At 73.1% G+C, this 24,377-nt stretch carries 19 protein-coding genes, 1 tRNA gene and 1 riboswitch; of the genes, 17 read left to right on the plus strand and 3 right to left on the minus strand.

Annotated features, from left to right (window positions below; genetic code table 11):
• Positions 1-25 precede the first annotated feature (25 nt).
• The 7 genes from ACFV18_RS16185 to ACFV18_RS16215 all read left to right on the plus strand — a co-directional run bounded on the left by ACFV18_RS16185 (position 26) and on the right by ACFV18_RS16215 (position 9,823).
• Entirely contained in the window at positions 26-1,657 is a 1,632-nt protein-coding gene (locus tag ACFV18_RS16185) for a beta-N-acetylhexosaminidase (protein ID WP_380483551.1), read from the plus strand.
• A 211-nt stretch (positions 1,658-1,868) separates the two neighbouring features.
• On the plus strand, positions 1,869-2,768 hold the full coding sequence (locus tag ACFV18_RS16190; RefSeq protein WP_380483552.1) for an FAD binding domain-containing protein: 900 nt from the start codon (positions 1,869-1,871) through the stop codon (positions 2,766-2,768).
• Positions 2,765-3,943 carry a (2Fe-2S)-binding protein gene (locus tag ACFV18_RS16195; protein WP_380483554.1) on the plus strand — a complete coding sequence of 393 codons (1,179 nt, stop codon included), beginning with the start codon at positions 2,765-2,767 and terminating at the stop codon, positions 3,941-3,943. Before ACFV18_RS16190 ends, ACFV18_RS16195 begins: the two co-directional genes overlap by 4 nt.
• Positions 3,940-6,237: a xanthine dehydrogenase family protein molybdopterin-binding subunit gene (locus ACFV18_RS16200; RefSeq protein ID WP_380483555.1), complete on the plus strand. Its 2,298-nt coding sequence runs from the start codon at positions 3,940-3,942 to the stop codon at positions 6,235-6,237. Before ACFV18_RS16195 ends, ACFV18_RS16200 begins: the two co-directional genes overlap by 4 nt.
• 188 nt (positions 6,238-6,425) lie before the next feature.
• On the plus strand, positions 6,426-7,790 hold the full coding sequence (locus tag ACFV18_RS16205; RefSeq protein WP_380483557.1) for a S8 family serine peptidase: 1,365 nt from the start codon (positions 6,426-6,428) through the stop codon (positions 7,788-7,790).
• Between the two features lie 130 nt (positions 7,791-7,920).
• The gene (locus ACFV18_RS16210) at positions 7,921-8,250 is read left to right on the plus strand and encodes a hypothetical protein (RefSeq protein WP_380483559.1); all 330 of its coding nucleotides are present in this window, start codon (positions 7,921-7,923) and stop codon (positions 8,248-8,250) included.
• 1 nt (position 8,251) lies between these two features.
• Positions 8,252-9,823, plus strand: coding sequence for a WXG100 family type VII secretion target (locus tag ACFV18_RS16215; RefSeq protein WP_380483561.1), 1,572 nt, complete (start codon positions 8,252-8,254; stop codon positions 9,821-9,823).
• Positions 9,824-10,049: 226 nt separating this feature from the next.
• Here the strand turns inward: ACFV18_RS16215 and ACFV18_RS16220 are convergent.
• Positions 10,050-10,121: transfer RNA gene (locus ACFV18_RS16220), tRNA-Cys, on the minus strand.
• Positions 10,122-10,397: 276 nt separating this feature from the next.
• Positions 10,398-10,464: riboswitch (guanidine-III (ykkC-III) riboswitch) on the plus strand.
• Between the two features lie 33 nt (positions 10,465-10,497).
• Here ACFV18_RS16220 and ACFV18_RS16225 point away from each other — a divergent pair.
• Entirely contained in the window at positions 10,498-10,812 is a 315-nt protein-coding gene (locus ACFV18_RS16225; protein ID WP_380483563.1) for a DMT family transporter, read from the plus strand.
• Positions 10,813-10,913: 101 nt separating this feature from the next.
• Entirely contained in the window at positions 10,914-12,356 is a 1,443-nt protein-coding gene (locus ACFV18_RS16230) for an MFS transporter (protein ID WP_380483564.1), read from the plus strand.
• A gap of 529 nt (positions 12,357-12,885) precedes the next feature.
• On the opposite strand, the gene ACFV18_RS16235 is transcribed toward ACFV18_RS16230, so the two are convergent.
• On the minus strand, positions 12,886-14,196 hold the full coding sequence (locus ACFV18_RS16235) for a hypothetical protein (RefSeq protein ID WP_380483566.1): 1,311 nt from the start codon (positions 14,194-14,196) through the stop codon (positions 12,886-12,888).
• Positions 14,197-14,481: 285 nt separating this feature from the next.
• Here ACFV18_RS16235 and ACFV18_RS16240 point away from each other — a divergent pair, with 285 nt between their 5' ends.
• Both ACFV18_RS16240 and ACFV18_RS16245 read left to right on the plus strand, forming a co-directional pair.
• The gene (locus ACFV18_RS16240) at positions 14,482-17,016 is read left to right on the plus strand and encodes a phosphatidylglycerol lysyltransferase domain-containing protein (protein ID WP_380483567.1); all 2,535 of its coding nucleotides are present in this window, start codon (positions 14,482-14,484) and stop codon (positions 17,014-17,016) included.
• An 89-nt stretch (positions 17,017-17,105) separates the two neighbouring features.
• On the plus strand, positions 17,106-17,726 hold the full coding sequence (locus ACFV18_RS16245) for a class F sortase (RefSeq protein WP_380483569.1): 621 nt from the start codon (positions 17,106-17,108) through the stop codon (positions 17,724-17,726).
• A gap of 35 nt (positions 17,727-17,761) precedes the next feature.
• Here the strand turns inward: ACFV18_RS16245 and ACFV18_RS16250 are convergent, their stop codons facing one another.
• Positions 17,762-18,244 (minus strand): SsgA family sporulation/cell division regulator, encoded by a 483-nt coding sequence (locus ACFV18_RS16250; RefSeq protein WP_380483571.1) that lies wholly within the window; start codon positions 18,242-18,244, stop codon positions 17,762-17,764.
• Positions 18,245-18,517: 273 nt separating this feature from the next.
• Between ACFV18_RS16250 and ACFV18_RS16255 the strand changes: the two genes are divergently transcribed.
• The 6 genes from ACFV18_RS16255 (at position 18,518) to ACFV18_RS16280 (ending at position 24,372) form a co-directional block, all read left to right on the plus strand.
• Complete coding sequence (locus ACFV18_RS16255; protein ID WP_380483573.1) at positions 18,518-19,579, plus strand: cellulose binding domain-containing protein; 1,062 nt, start codon at positions 18,518-18,520, stop codon at positions 19,577-19,579.
• Between the two features lie 184 nt (positions 19,580-19,763).
• Positions 19,764-21,587 (plus strand): DEAD/DEAH box helicase, encoded by a 1,824-nt coding sequence (locus ACFV18_RS16260; protein ID WP_380483793.1) that lies wholly within the window; start codon positions 19,764-19,766, stop codon positions 21,585-21,587.
• Between the two features lie 226 nt (positions 21,588-21,813).
• Positions 21,814-22,047, plus strand: a complete 234-nt coding sequence (locus ACFV18_RS16265; protein ID WP_380483575.1) for a TM2 domain-containing protein — start codon at positions 21,814-21,816, stop codon at positions 22,045-22,047.
• Positions 22,048-22,127: 80 nt separating this feature from the next.
• Positions 22,128-22,505: a DUF2752 domain-containing protein gene (locus ACFV18_RS16270; protein WP_380483795.1), complete on the plus strand. Its 378-nt coding sequence runs from the start codon at positions 22,128-22,130 to the stop codon at positions 22,503-22,505.
• A 351-nt stretch (positions 22,506-22,856) separates the two neighbouring features.
• Positions 22,857-23,507, plus strand: coding sequence for an IclR family transcriptional regulator (locus ACFV18_RS16275; RefSeq protein WP_043914174.1), 651 nt, complete (start codon positions 22,857-22,859; stop codon positions 23,505-23,507).
• A 49-nt stretch (positions 23,508-23,556) separates the two neighbouring features.
• Positions 23,557-24,372, plus strand: coding sequence for a S16 family serine protease (locus ACFV18_RS16280; RefSeq protein ID WP_380483577.1), 816 nt, complete (start codon positions 23,557-23,559; stop codon positions 24,370-24,372).
• Positions 24,373-24,377: the final 5 nt, after the last annotated feature.

Raw genomic sequence — 24,377 nt, forward strand, 5'->3', positions numbered from 1 at the left:
GGTTCACCGGGGCAGGATGAGGCGCATGGACCTCATCCCTGCCCCGTTGCACGTCCAGACCCCCGCCGACACCGCCCCGTTCGAGCTGCGCGCCGGCGCCCGGATCGCCGCCGCCCCGGGCACCGGCGGTGTGGCCCGGCGAGTGCGCGCCGAGCTGTCCGCCGCCACCGGCTTCGACCTGGACCCGGCCCCCGCCGGGCAGGCCGGTGACCTGGTGCTCGCGCTGGACGACACCCTGGCCGCCGAGGAGTACCGGCTGAGCGCCGGCCCGGACGCGGTGCGGCTCACCGGCGGCAGCGCAGCGGGCCTGTCGCACGCCGCGCAGACCCTGCGCCAGCTGCTCGGCCCCGCCGCGTACCGCACCGCCCCGCTGCCCGGCGCGCGCTGGACGGTGCCCGCGGTGGAGATCCACGACGCGCCCCGGTTCGGCTGGCGCGGCGCGCTGCTCGACGTCTCCCGGCACTTCATGCCGAAGGCCGGGGTGCTGCGGTTCATCGACCAGCTGGCCGCGCACAAGCTGAACGTCCTCCACTTCCACCTGACCGACGACCAGGGCTGGCGGATCGAGGTCAAGCGCTACCCGAAGCTCACCGAGACCGCGTCCTGGCGGGAGCGGTCGATGGTCGGCTACCGGGCCGGCGGGCGCCGCGACGACCAGCCGCACGGGGGCTACTACACCCAGGACGACCTGCGCGAGATCGTCGCCTACGCCGCCGCGCGGCACATCACCGTCGTCCCCGAGGTCGACCTGCCCGGCCACAACCAGGCCGCCATCGCCGCCTACCCCGAGCTCGGCAACACCGATGTGGTGGACACCGCCGCGCTCGGCACCTGGACCGACTGGGGCGTCAGCGAGAACATCCTGAACGCCTCCGAGGCCACCCTGCGGTTCTACGAGCACGTGCTGGAGGAGGTGCTGGAGATCTTCCCCTCCACCTTCGTCCACCTCGGCGGCGACGAGTGCCCCAAGGACCAGTGGAAGGCCAGCCCCGCCGCACAGGCCCGGATCGCCGAACTCGGGCTGAGCGACGAGTTCGAGCTGCAGAGCCACGTCATCCGGCACTTCGACCGCTGGCTGGCCGAGCGCGGCCGCCGCCTGATCGGCTGGGACGAGATCCTCGAAGGCGGCCTCGCCCCCGGTGCCGCGGTCTCCTCCTGGCGCGGCTACGAGGGCGGCATCGCGGCCGCGCGGGCCGGGCACGACGTGGTGATGTGCCCCGAGCAGCACGTCTACCTCGACCACCGGCAGGACGGCGGCGAGGACGAGCCGATCCCGGTCGGCTGGGTGCGCTCGCTGGAGGACGTCTACCGCTTCGAGCCCGTCCCGCCGCAGCTCGACGAGCAGGCCGCCCGGCACGTCATCGGCACCCAGGCCAACATCTGGACCGAGTTCATGCTCGACGGCCGGGACGTCGACTACAAGGCGTTCCCGCGGCTGGCCGCGTTCGCCGAGGTCGCCTGGTCCGACCTGCCGCGCGACCCCGGCGCGCGCGACTGGGCGGGCTTCGAGACCCGGATGGCCGGCCACTACCCGCGCCTGGACGCCCTCGGCATCGAGTACCGCCGCCCCGAGGGCCCGCGCCCCTGGCAGCGCAAGCCCGGCATCGTCGGCCGGCCGCTGGACGGCCGTCCGGGCGCCGGGCCGGCCGTCGGGTAGGACGTACCGGAACTCCGGGCGCGGCCGCCTCGTCATGATCAGGTGAACAACCGATCACCTGGACATCGACCCGGTCGCGTTCGCGCCCGGAGTTGTCCCGAGTTGTTCGGACCTGTCCGCGACCTCGGAAATGATCAGCGGTCTTTGTGTGCCAGAGTTGCCCAACCCGCACCGATCGCCCGTACCCTACGGGCGGCAGGCCGCACTGCAAATGGAGCACGGTGGGAACCTGGTGAACCGGACGATCATGATGCCGGCCTCGGTCGACGAGGCGGTCGAAGCGCTGGCCGCCACCCCCGGGGCGGTGCCGGTGGCGGGCGCCACCGACCTGATGGAGGCCGTCAACGGCGGGCGGCTGCGGCCCGCCGCCCTGATCGGACTCGGCCGGATCACCGAACTGCGCGGCTGGCGCTACGAGGACGGCGGCACCGCCGTCCTCGGCGCCGGCCTCACCCACGCCCGGATGGACCGCCCCGACTTCGCCGCGCTGATCCCCGCCCTCGCCGACGCCGCCCGCACCGCGGGACCCCCGCAGGTGCGCAACGTCGGCACCCTCGGCGGCAACATCGCCACCGGCGCCCCCGCCGGCGACACCCTCCCGGTGCTCGCCGCCCTCGAAGCCACCGCCACCCTCGTCCGGCCCGGCACCGTCCGCGACGTCCCGATCAGCCACCTGCTCACCGGACTCGACCCGCTGCGCCCCGGTGAACTGCTCACCTGGGTGCGGGTGCCGCTGCTGCACGCCCCGCAGGTGTTCCTCAAATCCACCGGCCGCAGCGGACCGTCCCGCGCCGCCGCCTCCGTCGCGCTGGTCCTCGACCCCGCCCGGCGCGGCGTGCGCTGCGCCGTCGGCGCCGTCGCCCCCGTCCCGCTGCGGCCCCTGGAGGCCGAGAACTGGGTGGCCGGCTGCATCGACTGGGACGCCCGCGGCCAGGACGGCGCGGTCCTGATCGACCCGGCCGCGCTCGCCGCCTTCGGCGAATACGTGGCCGGCGCCTGCGTCCCCGAGGGCGGGGCACCCGAGGAGGGGGCGGGCCCGGCGGCCGCCCGCCTGCGGCGTACCGTGGCCGTGCTGGCCCGCCGGGCGTTGGGAAGGGCGCTGAAGAAGTGACCGACGAACTGCTGAACCACCCCGGAGCGCTCACCGGCGACGTGCGCCCCACCACCTCGTACACGCTGCGCGTCAACGGCGTCGAACGGCCCGTCAGCGAGGCCTGGATCGGCGAGAGCCTGCTGTACGTGCTGCGCGAACGCCTCGGCCTGGCCGGCGCCAAGGACGGCTGCGAACAGGGCGAGTGCGGGGCCTGCTCGGTGCAGGTCGACGGGCAGCTGGTGAACGGCTGCCTGGTGCCCGCCGCGCTCGCCGCCGACAGCGAGATCAACACCGTCGAGGGCCTGTCCGGCACCGGCGGCGCCAGCGACGTCCAGCAGGCACTCGCCGACTCCGGCGCCGTCCAGTGCGGCTACTGCACCCCCGGCCTCGCGATGGCCGTCCACGACCTGCTGCAGCGCAACCACCGCCCCAGCGAGATCGAGGCCCGCCAGGCGCTGTGCGGCAACCTGTGCCGCTGCACCGGCTACCGGGGCGCACTGGCCGCCGTCCAGGCCGTCGCCGACGCCCGCGAGGCCGCCCTCGAAGCGGAACTCGACGCCGCCGAACAGGCCGCCGCCACCGTCGCCGAGACGCCGCCGCCCGCGCCCGAACCCGCCCGGGCCACCGAACAGTCCTTCGCCGACCTCGCGCTGGCCGGCGAGCTGCCGCTCTACGCCGACTCCGAACTCTGGCACGAGGCCGACCAGTTGATCCCCCAACAGGCCCCGCCGCCGACCCCGGCGCACGGCACCCCCGTGCCCGGCGGCTGGGAGCCCACCCCCGCCCACGGCACCGCCGCCGACGCCGCCGTCCACGGCACCCCCGCGCACGGCACCCCGTACCTGCCCACGCCGCCGCACGGCACCCCGCAGCAGGACGCGGGTGTCTACGAAGCGGCCCCGGCGCACGCCACCCCGGCGCACGGCTTCCCGCCGCACGCCACCCCGGCGCACGGCACCCCGGCACACGGCACCCCGGCACACGGCTTCCCGCAGCAGGACGCGGGTGTCTACGAAGCGGCCCCGGCGCACGGCACCCCGGCGCACGGCACCCCGGCGCACGGCTTCCCGCAGCAGGACGCGGGCGCCTACGACGGCACCGTCTACGCCACCGACGGCTACGGACACCAGTACACCGGCTACGACGCCACCACCGCCCACGGCATCAGGCTCCCCGAGGACGAGAACGCATGACCTCCGCCACCGAGCTCCCGGCGGCCGCCCCCGCGGACGACGAGACCGGCTCCACCGGCCTCGGCAGCTCCCCGCTGCGCACCGACGCCCTCCCCAAGGCACTCGGCATCTACCCGTACGCCGCCGACCTGTGGGCCGAAGGGCTGCTCTGGGGCGCCGTGCTGCGCTCCCCGCACCCGCACGCCCGGATCGTCTCCGTCGACACCTCCGCCGCGCTCGCCGTCCCCGGCGTGCACGCCGTGGTCACCGCCGCCGACCTGCCCGCCGGCGCCGACGGCGCGCCCGTCGTCGCCGACCGGCCGGTGCTCGCCTCCGCCGTGGTGCGCCACCACGGCGAGGCCGTCGCCGCCGTCGCCGCCGACCACCCCGACACCGCCCGGCTCGCCGCCGCCGCGATCCTGGTCGAGTACGAGGTCCTGGAACCCGTCACCGACCCCGAAGCCGCCTTCCACGCCCCGCCGCTGCACCCCGACGGCAACCTGCTGCGCCACCTGCCGCTGCGCACCGGCGACCCCGACGCCGTCGGCGAGATCGTCGTCGAGGGCCTCTACCAGGTCGGCCGGCAGGACCCCGCCCCGATCGGCGCCGAGGCCGGCCTCGCCGTGCCCCGCCCCGACGGCGGCGTCGAACTGCACCTGTCCTCCACCGACCCGCACGGCGACCGCGACCGCACCGCCGCCTGCCTCGGCCTCGAACCCGACCGGGTCCGGCTCGTCGTCACCGGCGTGCCCGGCGCCGACACCGACCGCGAGGACCTGTCCTTCCAGGTCACCCTGGCGCTGCTCGCGCTGCGCACCGGACGCCCCGTCAAGATGACCCTCACCCGCGCCGAGTCCTTCCAGGCGCACGCCACCCGGCATCCCGCGCTCCTGCGCTACCGCCACCACGCCGACGCCGAAGGCAAGTTGGTGAAGGTCGAGGCGCAGATCCTGCTGGACGGCGGTGCCTACGCCGACGTCTCCGCGGAGGCGCTGGCCGCCGCCGTCGCCTTCTCGGTCGGCCCCTACACCTGCCCCAACGTCTTCGTGGACGCCTGGGCGGTGCGCACCAACAACCCGCCCGCCGGACGGATGCGCGGCGAGGGCGCCCTGCAGACCTGCTTCGCGTACGAGTCGCAGCTCGACCAGCTCGCCAAGCAGCTCGGCGTCGACCCGGTGGAGATCCGCCGCCGCAACGCGATGTCCACCGGCGACCCGCTGCCCACCGGACAGGCCGTCACCTGCCCCGCCCCCGTCACGGCCCTGCTCGACGCGCTCGCCGAGTCCCCGCTGCCGGCGCTGCCCCTCGACGACCCCGAGGCCGACTGGCTGCTGCCCGGCGGCCCCGGCGGAGCCGGCGACCCCGCCGCGGTGCGCCGCGGCATCGGCTACGCGGTCGGCATGGTGCACATGCTCGGCGCGGAGGGCGAGGACGAGGTCTCCACCGCGACCGTCCGGGTCTCCGGCGACCACGCCACCGTGATCTGCGCGGCCGTTGACGCCGGGCAGGGCTTCGCCACCCTGGCCCGGCAGATCGTCCAGTCGGTGCTCGGCGTCAGCGAGGTGTACATCGCGCCCGTCGATTCCGACCAGTCCGCGGCCGGCCCCGCCGCCCGCGGCCGGCACACCTGGGTCTCCGGCGGCGCGGTCGAACGGGCCGCGCTGATGGTCCGCCACCAGATGCTGCAGCCGATCGCCGCGGACTTCGGGATGTCCGTCGAACTGCTCACCATCAGCGACGGGAAGATCACCTCGTACGACGGTGTGCTCGGCATGCCGGTCAGCCAGGCGCTCGAAGGCCGCGAACTCTGGGCCACCGCCCAGTGCCGCCCGCACCCCACCGAACCCCTCGACCCCGAGACCGGGCAGGGCGACGCCTTCGTCTCCATCGCCTTCTGCGCGATGCGCGCCGTCGTCGACGTCGACATCGAACTCGGCGCCGTCCGGGTCGTCGACGTGACGGTCGCCCAGGACGTCGGCCGCGCCCTGAACCCCCGCCAGATCGAGAACCGGATCGAGGGCGCCGTCGCCCAGGGCGTCGGACTCGCCCTGCTGGAGAACCTCCGCACCGAACACGGCATCCCCCTCAACGCCTCCCTCACCGGCTACCGGCTGCCCACCGCCCTCGACACCCCCGACATCCGGATCGCCGCCCTCCTCGAAGAACGCGACGTGGTCGCCCCCTTCGGCGCGAAGGCCGTCAGCGCGGCCCCCGCCGTCGTCGCCCCCGCCGCCGTAGCCGCCGCCGTCCGCGCCGCCACCGGCCTCCCGGTCGGCCGCCTTCCCATCCTCCCGGAGGACGCCATCCTCGCCTGACGGGCGATCAACATCCGCGCAGGCCCCTCATGTCCGACGATTTGCGGCGAGCCTGTGGCGGGTGTCCGGCGTGCGGACGAGCGCCGGACGGTACCATCGGATGGTCCTGTGTTCCGGGGGCGTTGCGAGAACGAACGGGCTGTCACTCGACCGACGGGGTACTGATGAGGCTGACGAGACTCACGCGCGTGCTCGGCGCGACCACGCTAACCGCAGGCTTCCTGCTGACTGGCTTGCCGACGGCGTCCGCGGACCAGGTGCGTGACGGGCAATGGGCGAACCAGTACTTCAACCTCGACAAGGTGTGGTCGATCACCAGGGGCGAGGGCGTCACCGTCGCGGTGATCGACAGTGGAGTGAACGTCAACCACCCCGACCTTGCAGGTCACACGCTGCCTGGGTACGACCCGAGCGGTGGCAACAACGAGGTGGGAGCTTCCAACCCGCACGGCACCGGAGTGGCGAGCCTGATTGCCGGCCAGGGTCACGGCAGCGGCAATGGCGACGGCGTGGTGGGGCTGGCTCCCGGGGTCAAGATCCTGCCCATCTACAAGATTGGCCCCGGAGGCGGCGACGGGATCGGCGAAGGCATCAAGTGGGCGGTGGACCACGACGCGAAGGTGATCAATATTTCGCAGGGCGGTCCGGAGCTCGGCGTGCGTGAGAGGGACGCGATCGCCTACGCCTATCAGCATGATGTTCTGATCGTGGCCGCAACGGGCAACGCCGGGGCCGGGGTGGTGGATTATCCCGCCAAGGCCCAAGGGGTTCTCGCCGTTGGCGCGGTCTCCCAGGATCTGAAGGTCTGGTCGCGGTCCAACTTTGGTTCGGAAGTGCTCCTTTCGGCGCCTGGAGTGCGCATTGTCTCCGCAGGTGACTGCGGCACCAGTCAGTACTGCATGGACGACGGAACGTCTTACGCGGCTCCGTATGTTTCCGCTGCCGCGGCACTGGTGCGAGCGAAGTTTCCGAAGTTGACGGCTGGGCAGGTCGCCGAGCGGCTGGTCAAGTCGGCGTCACGGCCTGCGGGGGTGAGCAAGCTTCCCGATCAGCACTACGGCTACGGCATCGTTCGCCCGTACGAGGCGCTGACAATGAACATTCCGACCGGCACCGCCCAGGGACCGCTGGCGCGCCCGGAAGGAGTGGACGATGGTGGCTCAACTCCTGCGGCCAGCCAAGGGGCAACCACCGGCGGCGAGAGTTCCTCTGACCCCGGATCCGGACTGGGAGATCCTGGGGCGGCGCCGGAGCTGAAGCAGTCGTCCAGCTCGACCACTCCGCTGATTCTCGGTGCGATCGGCGGGGCGGTGGTGCTGGTCATCGTGATTATCGCGATCGTGGTGGCGAACAGCCGGCGGCGCAGCCGGTCGCAGAGCATGCCTGGTCAGCCGGGTGGGCCGGCCCCTTACGGTGCTCCACAGGGCTGGCCGCCCGCTCAGCAGCAGCCGTACGGCCAGCAGCAGGGCGCTCCGCAGTACGGTCAGCAGCCGCCGCCCGGCTACCCGCCCCAGCCGCCGACGTCCTATCAGAACCCGTACCAGGGGCAGTAATCAGTCGCGTCGAGGGCGTGTCAATACGTCCTCTGAACGCGATACGATCGAACGCTCTGAGTAAACGGTCAGCCCACCCACCAGAGCGCTACCACGGGGAAGTTTCGACACTCCAGGGGGAGAGGGCCTCGTGTCCAACGGATTCAGCGTAAACCCGGATGAGCTGGAGGCAGTCGTCAAGCGACTGCGGGCCCTCCAGCAGAACATCAGCACGTGCGGCACCAACACGAAGTACAAGACCGACATCTCCCGAGATGCCTTCGGCGGCAACTTCGTCGAGGCGCAGGCGCTGTATGAGGCGCACGGCAAGATGCAGGCGTTCCTGACCCAGACGATCGCGGATCTTGACGCCCTGATCAACGAGTACAGCGACAAGACCCAGACCGCTCATGCCAGGTACACCGGTGTTGAGCTCGACAGGCAGACGACGATGAACCAGCTGAACCCGAGGACGGTCTGACATGGCGTCGCACAAGACTCCGTTCGACACGTACGCCCTCATCCCGCTCAAGAACATGGTCGGACACTCCAGCCCGGACCGGATCCGCGAGGTCGGCGAGCACTGGAAGAGCGTTCACCAGGAGCTGACCGAGGTCGCCGCAAAGCTGCAGGAGGCCGTGCAGCACGCTACCGCGAACTGGGAGGGCGCTGCGGCCCAGGGCTTCGCGCAGAAGGGCGGTCAGATCCAGCAGAGTCTGACCAACACCGCTGCACATGCGTCGAACACTTCGGTCGCCATGGACTATGCGGCGACCGCGCTGCAGCAGACCAAGTCGACGATGTCGCAGATCAAGGTTCCCAGCTTGTGGGACCGGGCCGTCAAGACCGTCAACGACGGCTTCGCGTCCTCCGACGAAGGCCTCAAGCGTGACCTCGCCTCGGGGATGAACCGTATTGACGCGGTGAACAAGAACGCGCACGAGCTGTCGGCAACCGAGGTTGCCCATCAGTACGCGATCGGCGTCATGGAGCACCTTGGTCCCCAGTACACCGAGGCGGCGAGCTACATCGACAGCCCGCCGAAGCGGGATGACAGTAATGGCGAGACTCGCGAGGCATATCCTCCTGCGCCGTCTCAGACGCCCCCGCCCGGGCACACCCCGCCCACCGTCCCGATGCCGAAGTACCCAGAGGGGCACCCCAAGGACCTGCCCCCGCCCGGGTATGTGCCGCCGAACGAGCCGCGGGTTCCGATGCCCGGGATTCCGGGGCAGGTGGAGCCGATGCCGCCCGGGCATGGTGGGACCGTTCCTCCGCCGGGGCAGCCCTGGACGCCTCCGAAGCCTCCGTCGACGGGGCTTGACGGGTGGACTCCGCCGGACACCGGGATCGGTGGGGGCGGGCACGGTGGCGGGTTGCCTGGTGGGGTGGGAACTCTGCCGGGGCCCGGTACTGGTGGCGGTGGGTCCGGTGGTGGGCTCGGCGGTGGCGGCGGGTACGTGCCCGGCGTCGGCGGCGGCGGGTACCTGCCTGGTGGTGGGTCCGGCGGCGGCGGCCGTGGTGGCGGCGGGCTCGGGTCCGGTGGCGGCCGTGGCGGCGGGCTCGGGACCGGCGGGCTCGGGACCGGTGGCGCCGGCGCGGGCAAGGCCGGCGGTGGCGGCGCGGCCGGTGGCGCGGGCAAGGCCGGTGGTGTCGGCGGTGCCGGTGCCGGCGGCGCGGGTGCTGCGGGCGGCCGTGGTGCGGCCGGTGCCGGTGGTATGGGTGGCGGCATGCACGGTGGCGGCATGGGTGGTGCCGGTGGCGCGAAGGGCGGTGCCGGCGCCAAGGGCGGCAGCGGCCTGGTGCGCAAGGCCGGTGGCACGATCGGTGGCGCCAAGGCCGGCGGTGCCGGTGGCCGCGCGTTCACCGAGGGCGGTTCGGGCATCGGCAAGGGCCGGGGCGCCGGACAGGGCGGTGCGGCCGGCATGCACGGCGCGCCGGGTTCCGGGAGCGCCAACCGGAAGAAGAAGAACGAGGGTCACCGTCCCGACTACCTGATCGAGGACGAGGAGACCTGGCGCGGTGGCACGGCGAACCCGCCGGTCATCGAGTAGCAGAGACAGTAGGAAGCGGCGGGCGCCGGTGATGGTCCTGAGGGATCGTCACCGGCGCCCGTTGTCATGCGGCGCCCGTTGTCATGCAGCGCCCGTGTTCAAGAAGTGCCCGCACCATGAAACGCCCGTTGGCGCGGCCCGGTGGCATGGAAAGGGGAATTAAAAATGGCAGCGGAATTCACCGGGCGCGGCGGTGCATAAATTGCGCCCGGTGAATTCCGGGGAGAGACCGTGACGGGGATCGAACCCGTGTTAACCGTTTTGCAGACGGTTCCCTGAACCACTCGGGTACACGGTCGTGAAGGGATGCGCGCAAGCGTCAAGCGGCCTGTCGGCGCGGGGAGTTGCGGTCAGGCGCAACAGGAGAGGGAACACCGGCAGCCGGGACAGGGGGCACAGGTGCGGGGCGCTGCGAGGGCCGCCGTCTTCCTGTTCATCGCCTTCTCCTGCCGTCGGGGGCTGCTCCGGTTCGTTCCGGTGAATTCACTATAGCGGGCGGGAGTCGGGCGGCGTCAACGGAAAGCGGGAATTCGTTGATGAATTCCGTGTGTCGGCGCTGTGCTACGGTCGGGACCGAGGCGGGTGCTGGTGGCCCGTCCCGGACGAGGTGCGTCGTACCCGGTATGACAAGACGGCGCGGTAGGTGGTTCGACTACTGCGAGGAGTCCGTCGTCATGGCGTGGGTGGTTCTGATCGTCGCCGGTGTGCTGGAGACCGTCTGGGCGGTGGCCCTGGAGGCCAGCAAGGGGTTCTCGCGGCTGGTGCCGAGTCTGGTGTTCGTGGTGGGGCTGGCGCTGTCGATGGGCGGGCTGGCGTACGCGATGCGGTCGATCCCGTTGGGGACGGGCTACGCGGTGTGGGTGGGCATCGGCGCGGTGGGGACGGCGCTGTACGGGATGGTGGCGCTGGGGGACGCGGTGAGTGCGGCCCGGATCACCTGCCTGGTACTGATCCTGGCGGGGGTGGTGGGGCTGAAGGTGCTGCACTGAGCAGAGGCGCGGTCCCAGGGCCGACGGCGGAGGCCCCGTTCCGCCGAAGGGCCGTCGCAAGGTCAGGATCAAAAGGCAATGACGGCACTTACCATATCGAGGTGACCACCACCTCCCCGGCCGAAACGGCAACACCGCAGCAGATATCCGGCGACGACGGCACGGGAGGGGTGCTCAGCGGGCCCTGGCGGGCGTTGACGCTGGGCATCGTCTCGGTGGTGCTGCTGCTGGCGTTCGAGGCGACCGCGGTGAACACGGCGATGCCGACGGCGGCCCAGCAGCTCGACGGCATCGGCCTGTACGCGTTCGCGTTCTCCGCGTACTTCACCACGACACTGCTGGCGATGGTGGTGTCGGGGCAGTGGTGCGACCGGCGCGGGCCGCTGGCGCCGCTGTTCACCGGGATCGCGGTGTTCGCGGCCGGACTGGTGACGGCCGGCACCGCCGTGAACATGTGGATGTTCGTCGCGGGCCGGGCGGTGCAGGGCCTGGGCGGCGGGCTGGTGATCGTCGCGCTGTACGTGGTGGTCGGCCGGGCGTTCCCTGAGCGGCTGCGGCCCGCGGTGTTCGCGGCGTTCTCGGCGGCCTGGGTGCTGCCGTCGATCCTCGGCCCGGTGATCTCCGGTGCGGTCACCCAGAACCTCGGCTGGCGCTGGGTGTTCCTCGCCGTGCCGGTGCTGGTGCTGCTGCCGCTCGCGGTGATGGGACCGGCACTGCGCCGCTCCGAGCGCCGCCAGCCGCCGCTGCAGGCGCAGCCGTACGACTGGCGGCGGACCCGGGATGCGGCGATGGTCGCGGTCGGGGCGGCGCTGCTGCAGTACGCGGGTCAGCGGCGGGACGTCTGGGCATTGCTGCCGGCGGCCGCCGGGGTGGCGCTGATCGGTCCGGCGGTGTTGCGGCTGCTGCCGAAGGGGACGCTGCGGGCGGCCCGCGGCCTGCCGACGGTGATCCTGCTGCGCGGGCTGGCGGCGGGCGCGTTCTTCGCGTCCGAGCTGTTCATCCCGCTGATGATGCAGACCCAGCGCGGCCTGTCGGTGACGACGGCGGGCCTGACGCTGGCGCCGGGCGGACTGTCCTGGGCGCTTGGGTCGTGGCTGCAGGGCCGACCGGGCGCGGAGCGCTACCGGGAGGCGATGATCCGGTACGGGTTCGTGCTGACCGCGGTGGGGATCGGCGCGGCGGCGCTGGTGCTGTTCTCGTCGGTGCCGGTGTGGGTGACGGCGGCGGCCTGGGCGGTCGGCGGCGTCGGCATGGGACTGGCGATCGCCAGCATCAGCGTGCTGATGATGAAGCTGTCGGCGCCGGAGGAGACCGGTGAGAACTCGGCCGCGCTGCAACTGAGCGACGCGCTGGGCAACGTGCTGCTGACCGGCCTGGCGGGCGTGCTGTTCGCGGCACTGGGCGGCGGCGCGGTGAGCGCAGTGGCCCGGGACGCGGCCCTCCCGGCCGGAGCGTTCGCGGCAGTGTTCCTGACCATGCCGGTGGTGGCGCTGCTCGGTGCGGCGCTCTCCGGCCGGGCAGCGGTGGCGCGGACGAAGAGCTGACTGCTCGGGCAAAGAGCCGACGGGCCGATCGGAGAGCTGACGGCCCCGGCGAAAGCGGACGGGCCAGGCAGAGGGCTGACGGCTCGGCCGAAGGCCCGAGTGGCCGTTCGAACGGCCAGGCGCTGGCGAGCGGCCGGCCGGAGCATTCCGTGGCGGTGTTCCTGACCCTGCTGGCGGTGGCGCTGCTCGCCACGAGGCTCTCCGGCCGGGCAGCGGTGGCGCGGACGAAGAGCTGACTGCTCGGGCAAAGAGCCGACGGGCCGATCGGAGAGCTGACGGCTCCAGTGAAGAGCGGACAGGTCGAAGCCCCGAGTGCTGGGGAATGGTCGGTCGGCGGTGGCCCCGGCCGGGGAGTCGACGGCCCGGTCGAAGCCCCGAGTGCCGCCCGAACGGCCCGCGTGCCGAGGAACGGTCCGTCGGTGGCGGCCCGGCCGGAGAGCGCCGCACCGGAAGGTTGACGGCCGGGCCGAAGAGCTGACGACCCGGCCGAAGGCCCGAGGACTCGAGGACCCGAGGACCCGACAGGGAATTACTTGCCTCCGGCCACCGGCGGCACCGACGGCCGGGTGGTGGCGGGGGCGGAGGCCGCGGTGCCCGCTCCGCCGAGGTAGGTGCTCCAGCCGCCCTCGGGGTTCTGGCCGGGGGCGAGGGCCTGGAGCTTCTTGAGCACGGCCGGGTCCTGTGCCTCCAGCCACTCGACCAGCTGCCGGAAGGAGACCATCCGGACCCCGGGCTTGCCGGCGATGGCCTTCAGGGTTTCTTCGACGGCGTTCATGTAGATGCCGCCGTTCCAGCCCTCGAAGTGGTTGCCGATGATGAACGGCGCCCGGTTGCCGTTGTAGGCGCGGTCGAAGCCGGCCAGGTAGGCGTCGCGGGCCTGGGTCTGCCAGAAGGCGCGGCGGCCGGGGTCGCCCTTGGTGCTGCCGCCGGACTGGTTGTACATGATGTTGTAGTCCATCGAGAGCACCTGGAAGGTGTGCCCGGGGAACGGGATGGACTGCAGCGGCATGTCCCACAGCGCGCCGCCGGCGAATTTCTGCGGCCACATCTGCAGGCCGCCGGGGCCGGAACTGTCGTATTTCCAGCCGCGCTTGACGGCGGTGGGCAGCAGGCCGCGCTGGCCCTCCAGGCAGGGGGTGCGGCCGCCGATCAGTTCCTTGCGGTAGTCGAAGGGCAGCGCGGGCAGGTCGGTGATGCCGGTGTTGGTCTTCCAGTTCATGACGAAGTCCATCGCCTGCTGGATCTCGCTGTCCCAGTCCTCGGGGGACCAGCGGCCGCCGCCGTTGGCGCCGCAGAAGTGCCCGTTGAAGTGGGTGCCGATCTCGTGGCCGTCCAGCCAGGCCGCGCTGATCTGCTCGATGGTGGCGCGGATGTGCGAGTCGCTCAGGTAGCCGATGTCGGAGGCACCGACGGAGTGCTGCGGCGGGTGGTACATGGTCTTCTTCGACTCGGGCAGGGTGTAGATGCCGGAGAGGAAGAACGTCATGGTGGCGTCGTGGTCCTTGGCGAGCTGCCGGAACCGGCTGAACAGGTGGTCGTCGAGTTCGCCCGCGCCGTCCCAGGAGAACACCACGAACTGCGGGGGCTTCTGGCCGGGTTCCAGGGGTTCGGGGGTGGGCTGGCCCGGCTGCGGGCCGGTGTCGGAGGTGGAGCCGTCGCCGATCAGGGTGGCCGGGGGCCTGGGGACGGTGCCGGAGCTGCCGTTCGCGGCGACGCCGTCGGCCTGGGCGGGCGCGGCGGCGTTGCCCCCGTTCCCGGAGCTGCTCGCGCACCCGGCCGCGAGGGTGGCGGCGGTCGCCGCTCCGGCGGCCAGCAGCGTCCTGCGGGAGAGGGCGTCCATGTCTCACATCCGTTCACCAGGGAGTAAGGGGATGGCACCGGCCGGAGGGGCGGTCCATCCGATGGAATGGCCGGTGCGTCGTCCGGGGGAGTCGGCCCCAGCATCGCACGGGCCGCCGTGCCGTGCCGGGAAGCGAGGCCCGGGGTACGGATGACCGGGGGACGCCACGCCGGAGGGCTCACCTGTTCGGCGCACCGGGCCGGAGCGGCACCGGCATCCGCGAGCTGAGCTGACATCAGATGGCACGGACCGATCGGACCCTGGACACGGAGGTCGCACCCGCCGATGTGGCAGTCGCTGCTGGACGCCTACCGGGACCGGATCGTCGAGACCGGACGGGAGCCGCTGTTCCTGCTGCTGCTCGGCCTGGTGCTGTCGTTCCTGTTCATCCGGATCAGCACCCGGCTGATCCGCGCCCAGGTCCGCTGGTGGCCCGGCAACGTCACCCCCGGCGGGCTGCACATCCACCACATGGTGTTCGGCCAGGCCCTGCTGCTGATCTGCGGTGTCTCCGCGTTCGCGGTGCGCGGCGACGGCGGCTCCTGGTGGAACCTGCTCGGCTTCGGGTTCGGCGTCGGCTGCGGGCTGGTGCTGGACGAGTTCGCGCTGGTGCTGCACCTGAAGGACGTCTACTGGTCCACCCAGGGCCGCACCTCGGTGGACGCCGTGATGCTCGCCGTCGCCACCATCGGGCTGCTGCTGCTCGGCGAACTCCCGCTCGGCGGCTTCGTCCGCCACCCTGACGGGCCGACCCTGGCCGGGGCTTGCGGGCTGCTCGCCCTGGTGGTGGTCAGCCTGCTCAAGGGCAAGACCTGGACGGGGCTGCTCGGCATCATGCTCTGGCCGCTGGCCCTGGTCGGCGCCGTGCGGCTGGCCCGGCCGCAGAGCCCGTGGGCCCGCTGGCGCTACCGGTCCCGGCCGCGCCGGCTGGCCCGCGCCGAGCGGCGCGAGGAGCGCATCCACCGCCGCCTGGTCGCCGCCAAGACCACCGTCTACGACCTGCTGGCCGGCACCCCCGACGCCGACCACGAACCCGCCCCGCCCGCGGTGCCCGAGCCGTCGCCCGCTGCCGTCGAGCCGGCGCCCGCCGCGGCCGAGCAGCAGCAACGGCCGCCCGCGCCGTGGCGGTTGGGCTGCGCCGCGTTCGTCCAGTGGTACCTGCGGATCGCCACCCTGATCAACCTGCTCGGCGCCGTCGTCGCCCCGTTCCGCGCGCAGGTCCAGCGGATCGACCGCGGCGAGTACTTCGCGCCCGTGCTGGTCACCTCCGGGTTCACCACCGCGCTGCTGGCCGGGCTGCTCGCGGTGATGCTGCGCCGCCGCAAGCGCGCCGCCTGGATCGCCGCGCTGGCCGTCGTCCTGGTGCACGCCGCGCTGTACGGGCTCGCGATGGCCTTCCCCGAGTTCCGCGCCCACCCGTTCAACTGGTTCTCCCTCGCGCTCACCCTGGCCGTGCTGGTGACGCTGCTGCTGAGCCGCCCGGTGTTCCGGGTGCGGGGCGGGCGTGGCAACCTGCCGCTGGCCACCGCCGTGCTGGTGGTCGGCGGCGCGCTGCTCACCGGCCTCGGCGCGGTCGCCGTCCGGCTCGGGCACGCCGACGGTGTCCCGAGCTGGGGCGAGGCCGCGCGCTACGGCCTGCTGCGGCTGGTCACCCTGTCCGGCGTCGTCCGGGTCACCGATGTGGACGTGCCGCGCTGGATCGATCTCGCGCTGAACCTGCTCGGCACCGCCCTGCTGCTGCTCACCCTGCGGATCCTGCTGCGCTCCCCGCGCGGCACCGAATGGCAGAGCCCCGAGGAGGAGCTGCGGCTGCGTCAACTGCTGGCGCGGCACGGCGGGCGGGACTCGCTCGGCTACTTCGCGCTGCGCCGTGACAAGTCGCTGTGCTTCTCGGCCAGCGGCAAGGCCGCCGTCGCCTACCGGGTGGTGAACGGCGTGGCGCTGGCCTCGGGCGATCCGATCGGCGACCCGGAGGCCTGGCCACAGGCGATCGAGGAGTGGCAGCGGCGGGCCCGCGCGCATGCCTGGATCCCCGCCGTCACCGGCGCCGGCGAGCGGGGCGGCACCGTGTACGCCCGGGTGGCCGGGCTGCGGGCGCTGCACCTCGGTGACGAGGCGGTGGTCGAGCCGGCCCGGTTCACCCTGGACGGCCGGGAGATGCGCGGCCTGCGGCAGACCTGCCGCCGGGTCGAGCGGGCCGGGTACCAGGTGGTGATCCGCCGTCACCGCGACATCCCCGCCGAGGAGTTCGCCGACTTGGTGCGGCTCGCCGATGCCTGGCGGCACGGCCGCACCGAACGTGGCTTCTCGATGGCGCTCGGCCGGCTCGGCGACCCCGCCGACGGCGACTGCCTGATCGCCGAGTGCCGCGACGAGGCCGGCCGGACCGCCGCCCTGCTGTCCTTCGTCCCCTGGGGCGAGGACGGGCTGTCGCTCGACCTGATGCGGCGCGATCGGGAGTCCGACAACGGGCTGGTCGAGTACACCGTGGCCCGGCTGCTCGAACAGGCCAGGGACGGCGCGCCCGCGGTGCGGCGGGTGTCGCTGAACTTCGCGATGTTCCGCGAGGTGTTCGAGGAACGGCTCGGCGCCGGGCCGGTGCTGCGGCTGTGGCGCGGGGTGCTGCGGTTCCTGTCCCGGTGGTGGCAGCTGGAGTCGCTGTACCGGGCCAACGCCCGCTACCGGCCGCACTGGCAGCCCCGGTACATGCTGTACGAGAAGCCCTCCGAACTGCCCGCGATCGGCCTGGCCACCGCGCTCGCCGAGGGCTTCCTGACCCGCCCCCGGCTGCGCCGCGGCGGCCGGGCGGGCCGGCCCTGAGCGGCGGTCACCCGGGCGGAACGCCGGGGGTGCCGGGGCGAGCCGCGCTGGATTGACTGGGCCTGTCGAAGGGCGGACCGGAGGGCGCGGTGGGCGAACGGGCGTGGAACAAGGCGGTGCTGGCCGCGGGGGCGATCGTGGCCGGGGCCTGGCTGGTGCACGGGGGCCTGCTGGGCACGCTGCCGCCCGCCCCGGTCGCCGCGCAGGCGTACGACGGGACGCCGGTCGGGCCCGCAGTGCCCCCGCTGCCGTCCTCGCCGCCGGTGCGGATCCGGATCCCGGCCCTGGGCGTGGATGCCCCCGTGGGCCCGCTGGGCCTGGACGGCGAAGGACGCCTGCAGCCGCCGCCCGAGGAGGACGGCAACCGGACCGGCTGGTACCGGGGCGGCGCCGCGCCCGGGTCGAGCGGCGCGGCGGTGCTGGCCGGGCACGTCGACACCGCGCACGGCCCGGCGGTGTTCTACCGGCTGGGCGCGCTGCGCAGGGGCGACCAGGTGGAGGTCGCCCGGGCCGACCGGGCCACCGCCTGGTTCCAGGTGGACGGCGTGGAGGTCTATTCGAAACGGAACTTCCCGGACACCAAGGTGTACGCGGCCACCCCGGATGCCCAGCTGCGGTTGATCACCTGCGGGGGCGCCTACACCCGCGAGGGTGGCTGGGAAGGGAACGTGGTGGTGTACGCACATCTGGTACGCACCCAACGGGCCTGACGGTTGCCCGATGGGCACGTGCTGCCGTCGCGGACTCAGGCCAGCAGCTGGGCGAGCGCCCGGTCGCAGTCCAGGTGCCGCAGCTCCTGGCCCTCCGGAACGGCCAGGTGACTGCGCCACAGGAAGCGGCGCAGGTCGGCGCGGGCGAACTGGAGCAGGGCGACGCCCTCGGGGGAGCGCAGTTCGACCATGGTGCGCATCCCGTACGCGGGCCGGATCCGGACGTCGCCCTCGCCGGTCGCCGTGTCCAGGCCGGTGGAGAGCAGCTGGCGGGCGAACACCCACTCGATGTCGGGCGCGGACGGGTCGGCGGGGGCGGCGGTGTCGTGCGGGTCGTGCGCGCCCTGGGGGTCGTACGGGTCGGCGTCCACGGCGTACTCGGCGGGGAAGACCATCCGGACCGCCAGCGGGTCCTCGCAGTTGTAGCGCAGGGTGACCCGCAGCAGGACGGAGCGGTGGGTGCCGAGGATCAGTCGGGCCTGGGTGTGTTGTTCGACCGGCGCGGGTGCTGGGGACACGGGGGTTCCTCCGGGTGTGGGGGTGCGTTGCGCGGGGTGCGACCGGTGTCGCCTCCCGTGACTGAAGAGTCGGACGGGCTGGGAGGAATTACACCGGTTTTGGGACCATTTTGAGTGATCTGCGCCACATTGGCAGGGATCAATCGGGCATTTCGGTTGCCGAGTGTGGGGGTCTTGTGTGCATCCGCACCGTCGCCCGGGCAGGATCGCGGGAGCCGACCGGGCCGCCGCCGGTCCGGCCGGGCCAGGGAGGACAAGATCGTCGAGTCATCAGTGCGGACGGCCGGGCGCCCGCCGCTCGCCGCGTACACCGAGCTGTACCGGAGCCACCACCCGGGCCTGCTGCGCTACGCCGGCCTCCTCACCGGCGGCGACCACTGGCGGGCCGAGGACCTGGTCGCGGAGGCCCACCTGCGGGTGTGGCGGCGGCTGGCCGCCGGGCAGCGGATCGAGGACCCGCGCGCCTACCTGGCCACCACCGTCCGCCACCTGGCTGCCGCCCCGGTGCGCGAGCGGGCCGCCCCGGACGTGCCCGGTGGCGAGAGCGAGGACCCGGCCGCGGGCGTGGCCGAGACCGACCGGATGCGCCGGCTGCTCGCCCGGCTGCCCGAGCGGTGGGCGCACGCGCTGTGGCTGGCCGAGGTGGAGGGGCTGCCGCCGGGCGAGATCGGGGCCCGGCTCGGGGTGCGGCGCGGCGCGGCGACGGTGCTGGTGCACCGCGCCCGCGAAGGCCTGCGGCTGGCCTACCTGCGGGACTACCCGGGCAGCCCGTGCGACCCGGCCTGCGCCCTGCATTGGGAGACGCTGGCCGGGCATGCCCGCGGCCGGGCCGGACGGCGGGCCGAGCAGCGGGTGGAGCGCCACCTGCCGCGCTGCGCGGACTGCCGGGGCCGGCTGGCCCTGCTGCGCCGGATCAACCTGGGCCTGGCCGGGCTGGTGGGCGGCGCGATGGCGCTGCTGGCCGCGCTGCTGGCGCCCCCGGCGGGCGCCGCCGGGCAGCGCGGCGGCGAGCCCGCGTGCGCGGTGGAATACCGGATCACCACGCAGGCCGGCGGCCGGTTCGTGGCGCTGCTGACGGTCCGCAACACCTCCGACGGCCCGGTCGGCGGCTGGACGCTGCGCTGGCCGCTGGCCGACGGCGAGCATCTGGTGGCGCCCCGGCCGGGCACCGGGCGGGCCCATGAGGTGGCCGGGGCGGTGCTGCTCGAGGAGAGTGCCGCGCTGCTTCCCGGCGGCAGCGCGCAGACCGGGTTCACCGGCGCCGCGGCGCGCCCGCGCACCGTCCCGGGCACGATCACGGTGAACGGCCGGCCGTGCCGCGTGAAGGTGTGGTGAGGGCCGCGCGACGGGAGTGGGACGCACGCCACAGGGTCGCGCCAACGCCGCGGTCCGCCCCCCGGAAGGGGCTAGGCTGGGCAGGTTCCACGACCGCCCGCAGACCGCGGGAGAAGGGCCGCACATAGGCCCTGACCTGCGACGACCCCGTTCGGAGACCGTGACTACCGCCGCCTCCTCCTCGATGGCACCGCTGTTCTCGCACGCCGACAGCCTCCACCCCCGTCCCACCGGCACCTCCGCCGCCGCGCACCTCTCCCCGGCCTTCCCCGGCCGCGCCCCGTGGGGTACCGCGGGCAAGCTCCGCGCCTGGCAGCAGGGCGCGCTGGACAAGTACATCGAGCAGCAGCCCCGGGACTTTCTGGCGGTCGCCACCCCGGGCGCCGGAAAGACCACCTTCGCCCTGACCCTGGCGTCCTACCTGCTGCACAACCACCTGGTGCAGCAGGTCACCGTGGTCGCGCCCACCGAGCACCTGAAGAAGCAGTGGGCCGAGGCCGCCGCCCGGATAGGCATCCGGCTGGACCCGGCGTACTCCTCGGGCCCGCTGTCCAAGGACTTCCACGGCATCGTGGTGACCTACGCGGGCGTCGGCGTCAACCCGATGCTGCACCGCAACCGCACCGAGGCCCGCAAGACGCTGGTGATCATGGACGAGATCCACCACGCCGGTGACTCCAAGTCCTGGGGCGAGGCCTGCTTCGAGGCGTTCGAGCCCGCCACCCGCCGGCTCGCGCTGACCGGTACGCCGTTCCGCTCGGACACCAACCCGATCCCGTTCGTCGCCTACGACGCGGGCAGCGACGGCATCCGCAAGTCGGTCGCCGACTACACCTACGGCTACGGGCACGCGCTCGCCGACCACGTCGTCCGTCCAGTGATCTTCCTCAGCTACTCCGGCAACATGCGCTGGCGCACCAAGGCCGGCGACGAGCTGGAGGCCCGGCTCGGCGAGCCGATGACCAAGGACCTGATCGCCCAGGCCTGGCGCACCGCGCTGTCCCCGCAGGGCGAGTGGATCCCGGCGGTGCTGCAGGCCGCCGACCGGCGGCTGACCGAGGTCCGCAAGGGCATCCCGGACGCCGGCGGCCTGGTGATCGCCACCGACCAGACGGTGGCCCGCGCCTACGCCAAGATGCTGCGCGAGATCACCGGCGAGAAGGTCACCCTGGTGCTCTCCGACGAGAGCGAGGCCTCCAAGCGGATCTCCGACTACGCCGAGGGCACCTCGCGCTGGATGGTCGCGGTGCGCATGGTGTCCGAGGGCGTCGACGTGCCCCGGCTGTGCGTCGGCGTGTACGCCACCTCGATCTCCACCCCGCTGTTCTTCGCCCAGGCCGTCGGCCGCTTCGTGCGCGCCCGCAAGCGTGGCGAGACCGCCTCGGTGTTCCTGCCGACCATCCCGATGCTGCTCGGCTTCGCCAACGAGATGGAACTCCAGCGAGACCACGTCCTGGACCGCCCGAAGAAGGACGGCGAGGGGCTGTTCGACGAGGAGGACCGGCTGCTCGCCGAGGCCGAGAAGGCCAACGACGGGCCGGACACCGGGAGCGAGGAGTTCTCCTACGAGGCGCTGGGCAGCGACGCGGTCTTCGACCGGGTGCTGTACAACGCGATGGAGTTCGGCATGCAGGCACACCCGGGCAGCGAGGAGGAGGAGGACTACCTCGGCATCCCGGGCCTGCTCGAACCCGACCAGGTGCAGATGCTGCTGCAGAAACGTCAGCACCGGCAGATCCAGCGCTCCAAGGCCCGCCCCGCCGGGGAGGCCGACCTGCTGGAACTGCCCGCCGAGGAGCGCCCGGTGGTCACCCACCAGGAGCTGCGCGAGCTGCGCAAGGAGCTGAACGCGCTGGTCGCGGCCTGGCACCACCGCACCACCCAGCCGCACGGCACCATTCACAACGAGCTGCGCCGCCAGTGCGGCGGGCCGCTCACCGCGCAGGCCACCGCCAACCAGCTGAAGGCGCGGATCGGGCGGATCCGGGAGTGGGCGACGCAGGGCTGACGGAGCGATTGCCTGACGGAGCGTCAAGAACTCTCGGCCGAAGGGTTCGCGGAGGAAATTTGGCTTTCGATCAGAGAAAGTGTGCAGACATCTGGTCTTATCTTCCGTTAATCTTCCGCGTGCCAGCGCCTGGGCGCCTCACCCCGAGGTGCCCGTCCGGCGCCACTCATGTCGAGGCGGGCCGTCCACGCCCGCCCGGCCGTCTGCACCGAACGAGGAGCTTTCCGTGGCGTACACCGCCCAGCCCGAGCTGTCCGACAAGTCCAAGGTTGTCGCCGGCGTCCTGCAGATCCTGCTCGGCGGCTTCGGCGTCGGCCGCTTCTACACCGGCCACATCGGCATGGGCCTCGCCCAGCTGTTCACCTGTGGTGGTCTCGGTGTCTGGGCGCTGATCGACGGCATCATCTTCCTGGTCAGCGACGACCGCACCGACGCCCAGGGCCGCAAGCTGCGCGGCTGACCTTGCGCGCCGAGGCCAACGGCCGGCACCCCCGCCCCGCGGACACCCGCGGCGGGGGCGCCGGCCGTTGGCCGTTCGCCCTGCTGCGCCACCCCGCCGCCGGCCCGCTCGGACTGCTCGCCGCGGGCCTGGCCGGCGCCGCCTACCTGTACACCCGGAACCCGCACCTGCCCGGCCAGGCCCTGCCGTTCTGCCCCTGGCGCCGCCTGACGGGTCTTCAGTGCCCCGGCTGCGGCGGTACCCGGATGACCTGGGACCTGCTGCACGGCGACCTGGTCGCCGCCTGGCACGACAACGCCGCGCTGCTGCTCGCCCTCCCCTTCATCGCCGCCTGGTGCCTGGTGCGGCTGCGCCACGGACTGGCCGGCCGGCACTGGAAGCTGCGGCTCTCGCCGCGCACCGTCGCCGCCATCCTCACCGCCGCCGCGCTCTGGACCGTCGGCCGCAACCTCCTGTGACCCCTCGCCGGGAAGGCCGCTGTCCGGCTACCGGTCAGATATCGAACACCAGTGCGGTGGCGGCCGGTGTTTTGCGTGTCTTGTCCGTTTTTACATCGCGACTTTCCAACGATGTGGATCGGATTTTGAACAACTACTTCCGTAGCGCGCCTCCCGTTCACTAGCGTCTCCCCAATCCGTCCGGGCCCCACCCCTCAGCTCGGCCGGGCAACCGCGGAGCCCTGCGACCGGACGACACCGCCGTGGCCGGACTCCCACGCCGGACACCCTTCTGGCGTGTGATCAATTCCGGTGTGGCCCACGGCAGTTGTGCCGTAGGGTCGGACTCGCCGCGGAAAGGACCTGGCGTTCGTGACTGCTGAGACCTCCCAGACCCTGGACCGGGGTGTCCGGGTACTGAAACTGCTCGCCGACTCCGAGCGCGGACTGACGGTGACCGAACTGGCCGCCCGACTGGCCGTCAACCGCACGGTGGTGTACCGCCTGCTGGCCACCCTGGAACAGCACGGGCTGGTCCGCCGCGACATCGGCGGCCGCGCCCGGGTCGGCCTCGGCGTGCTGCGCCTCGCCCACCGGGTGCACCCGCTGCTGCGCGAGGCCGCGCTGCCCGCCCTGCGCTCGCTCGCCGAGGACCTCGGCGCCACCGCCCACCTCACCCTGGTCGACGGCAACGAGGCACTCGCCGTCGCCGTGGTCGAACCGACCTGGACGGACTTCCACGTCGCCTACCGCACCGGCCTGCGCCACCCGCTCACCGAGAGCGCGGCCGGCCGGGCGATCCTGGACGCCCGCGGCTTCCCCGGCCAGCGCCGTCCCGAGCAGGGCTTCGTGATCACCCGTGCCGAGGAGCAGTCCGGCGCCTGCGGCGCCGCCGCCGCGCTGATCGGCCTGAGCGGCATCGAGGGCAGCGTCGGCGTGGTGATGCTCAACGGCCTGGTGCCGGAGCGGGTCGGCCCCCGGGTGGTGGAGGCCGCCACCGAGGTCGCCGACGCGCTGCGCTGAACCGGCCGATCCGCGCGGCCGTCCCTGGCGGCGGCCGCGGTGTGTTTGGATGCGGGGTGTGCCTCTCCAGAACCTGCCCACGGCCCTGACCGCCCCGCGCAGCCGCGCCCTCGCCCTGTGCGCGCTACCGGTGCTGGCACTGTTCGCGGTGGCCGCGTTCGTGCCGCTGCCCTACACCCTGGAGTCGCCGGGCCGGACCGCCGACACCCTGGGCGTGTACGAGGGCAACCCGGTGATCACGATCACCGGGGCGCCGCAGCGCCAGACCTCCGGGCAGCTGCGGGTGGTGACCGTGGAGGCCACCGGCCCGGGCCAGCGCAACAGCCTGTGGGACTCGCTGTCGGCCTGGGTGGACCGGAAGCAGGCGGTGGTGCCGACCGAGGAGGTCTACCCGCAGAGCGACCCGAACAAGGCCAACCAGGCGACGCAGCAGCAGATGACACAGTCCCAGGACAGCGCCACCATGGCCGCGCTGAACTACCTGCACCTGTCGCCGGAGCAGGTGAACGTCGAGATCCGGCTCGGGGAGATCGGCGGACCGAGCGGCGGCCAGATGCTGGCCCTGGGCATCGTCGACAAGATCGCGGGCGACGGCAACGGCGGCGACCTGACCGGCGGGCGGAACGTGGCCGGTACCGGCACCATCGACGCGGACGGGCGGGTCGGCCAGGTCGGCGGCATCCCGCTCAAGACCCAGGCGGCGCGCAACGCCGGCGCCACGGTGTTCCTGCTGCCGCGCAGCGAGTGCACCCAGGGCGAGGTCAACACCCCCGACGGGCTGCAGCTCGTCCCCGTGGACACGCTGTCCGAGTCGATCGCCGCCCTCAAGTCGCTGCGCGAGGGCGGCGCCCTCCCGCACTGCTGAGCCGG

The organism is Kitasatospora sp. NPDC059673 (assembly GCF_042734215.1).
GTDB lineage: Bacteria > Actinomycetota > Actinomycetes > Streptomycetales > Streptomycetaceae > Kitasatospora.

Excerpts from the sequence above, each read along its gene's own strand:
- ACFV18_RS16185 (WP_380483551.1), top strand. The coding sequence starts at position 26 with ATGGACCTCATCCCTGCCCCGTTGCACGTCCAGACCCCCGCCGACACC.
- ACFV18_RS16190 (WP_380483552.1), top strand. The coding sequence starts at position 1,869 with ATGGAGCACGGTGGGAACCTGGTGAACCGGACGATCATGATGCCGGCC.
- ACFV18_RS16200 (WP_380483555.1), top strand. The coding sequence starts at position 3,940 with ATGACCTCCGCCACCGAGCTCCCGGCGGCCGCCCCCGCGGACGACGAG.
- ACFV18_RS16215 (WP_380483561.1), top strand. The coding sequence starts at position 8,252 with ATGGCGTCGCACAAGACTCCGTTCGACACGTACGCCCTCATCCCGCTC.
- ACFV18_RS16225 (WP_380483563.1), top strand. The coding sequence starts at position 10,498 with ATGGCGTGGGTGGTTCTGATCGTCGCCGGTGTGCTGGAGACCGTCTGG.
- ACFV18_RS16235 (WP_380483566.1), bottom strand. The coding sequence starts at position 14,196 with ATGGACGCCCTCTCCCGCAGGACGCTGCTGGCCGCCGGAGCGGCGACC.
- ACFV18_RS16240 (WP_380483567.1), top strand. The coding sequence starts at position 14,482 with ATGTGGCAGTCGCTGCTGGACGCCTACCGGGACCGGATCGTCGAGACC.
- ACFV18_RS16260 (WP_380483793.1), top strand. The coding sequence starts at position 19,764 with ATGGCACCGCTGTTCTCGCACGCCGACAGCCTCCACCCCCGTCCCACC.
- ACFV18_RS16280 (WP_380483577.1), top strand. The coding sequence starts at position 23,557 with ATGCGGGGTGTGCCTCTCCAGAACCTGCCCACGGCCCTGACCGCCCCG.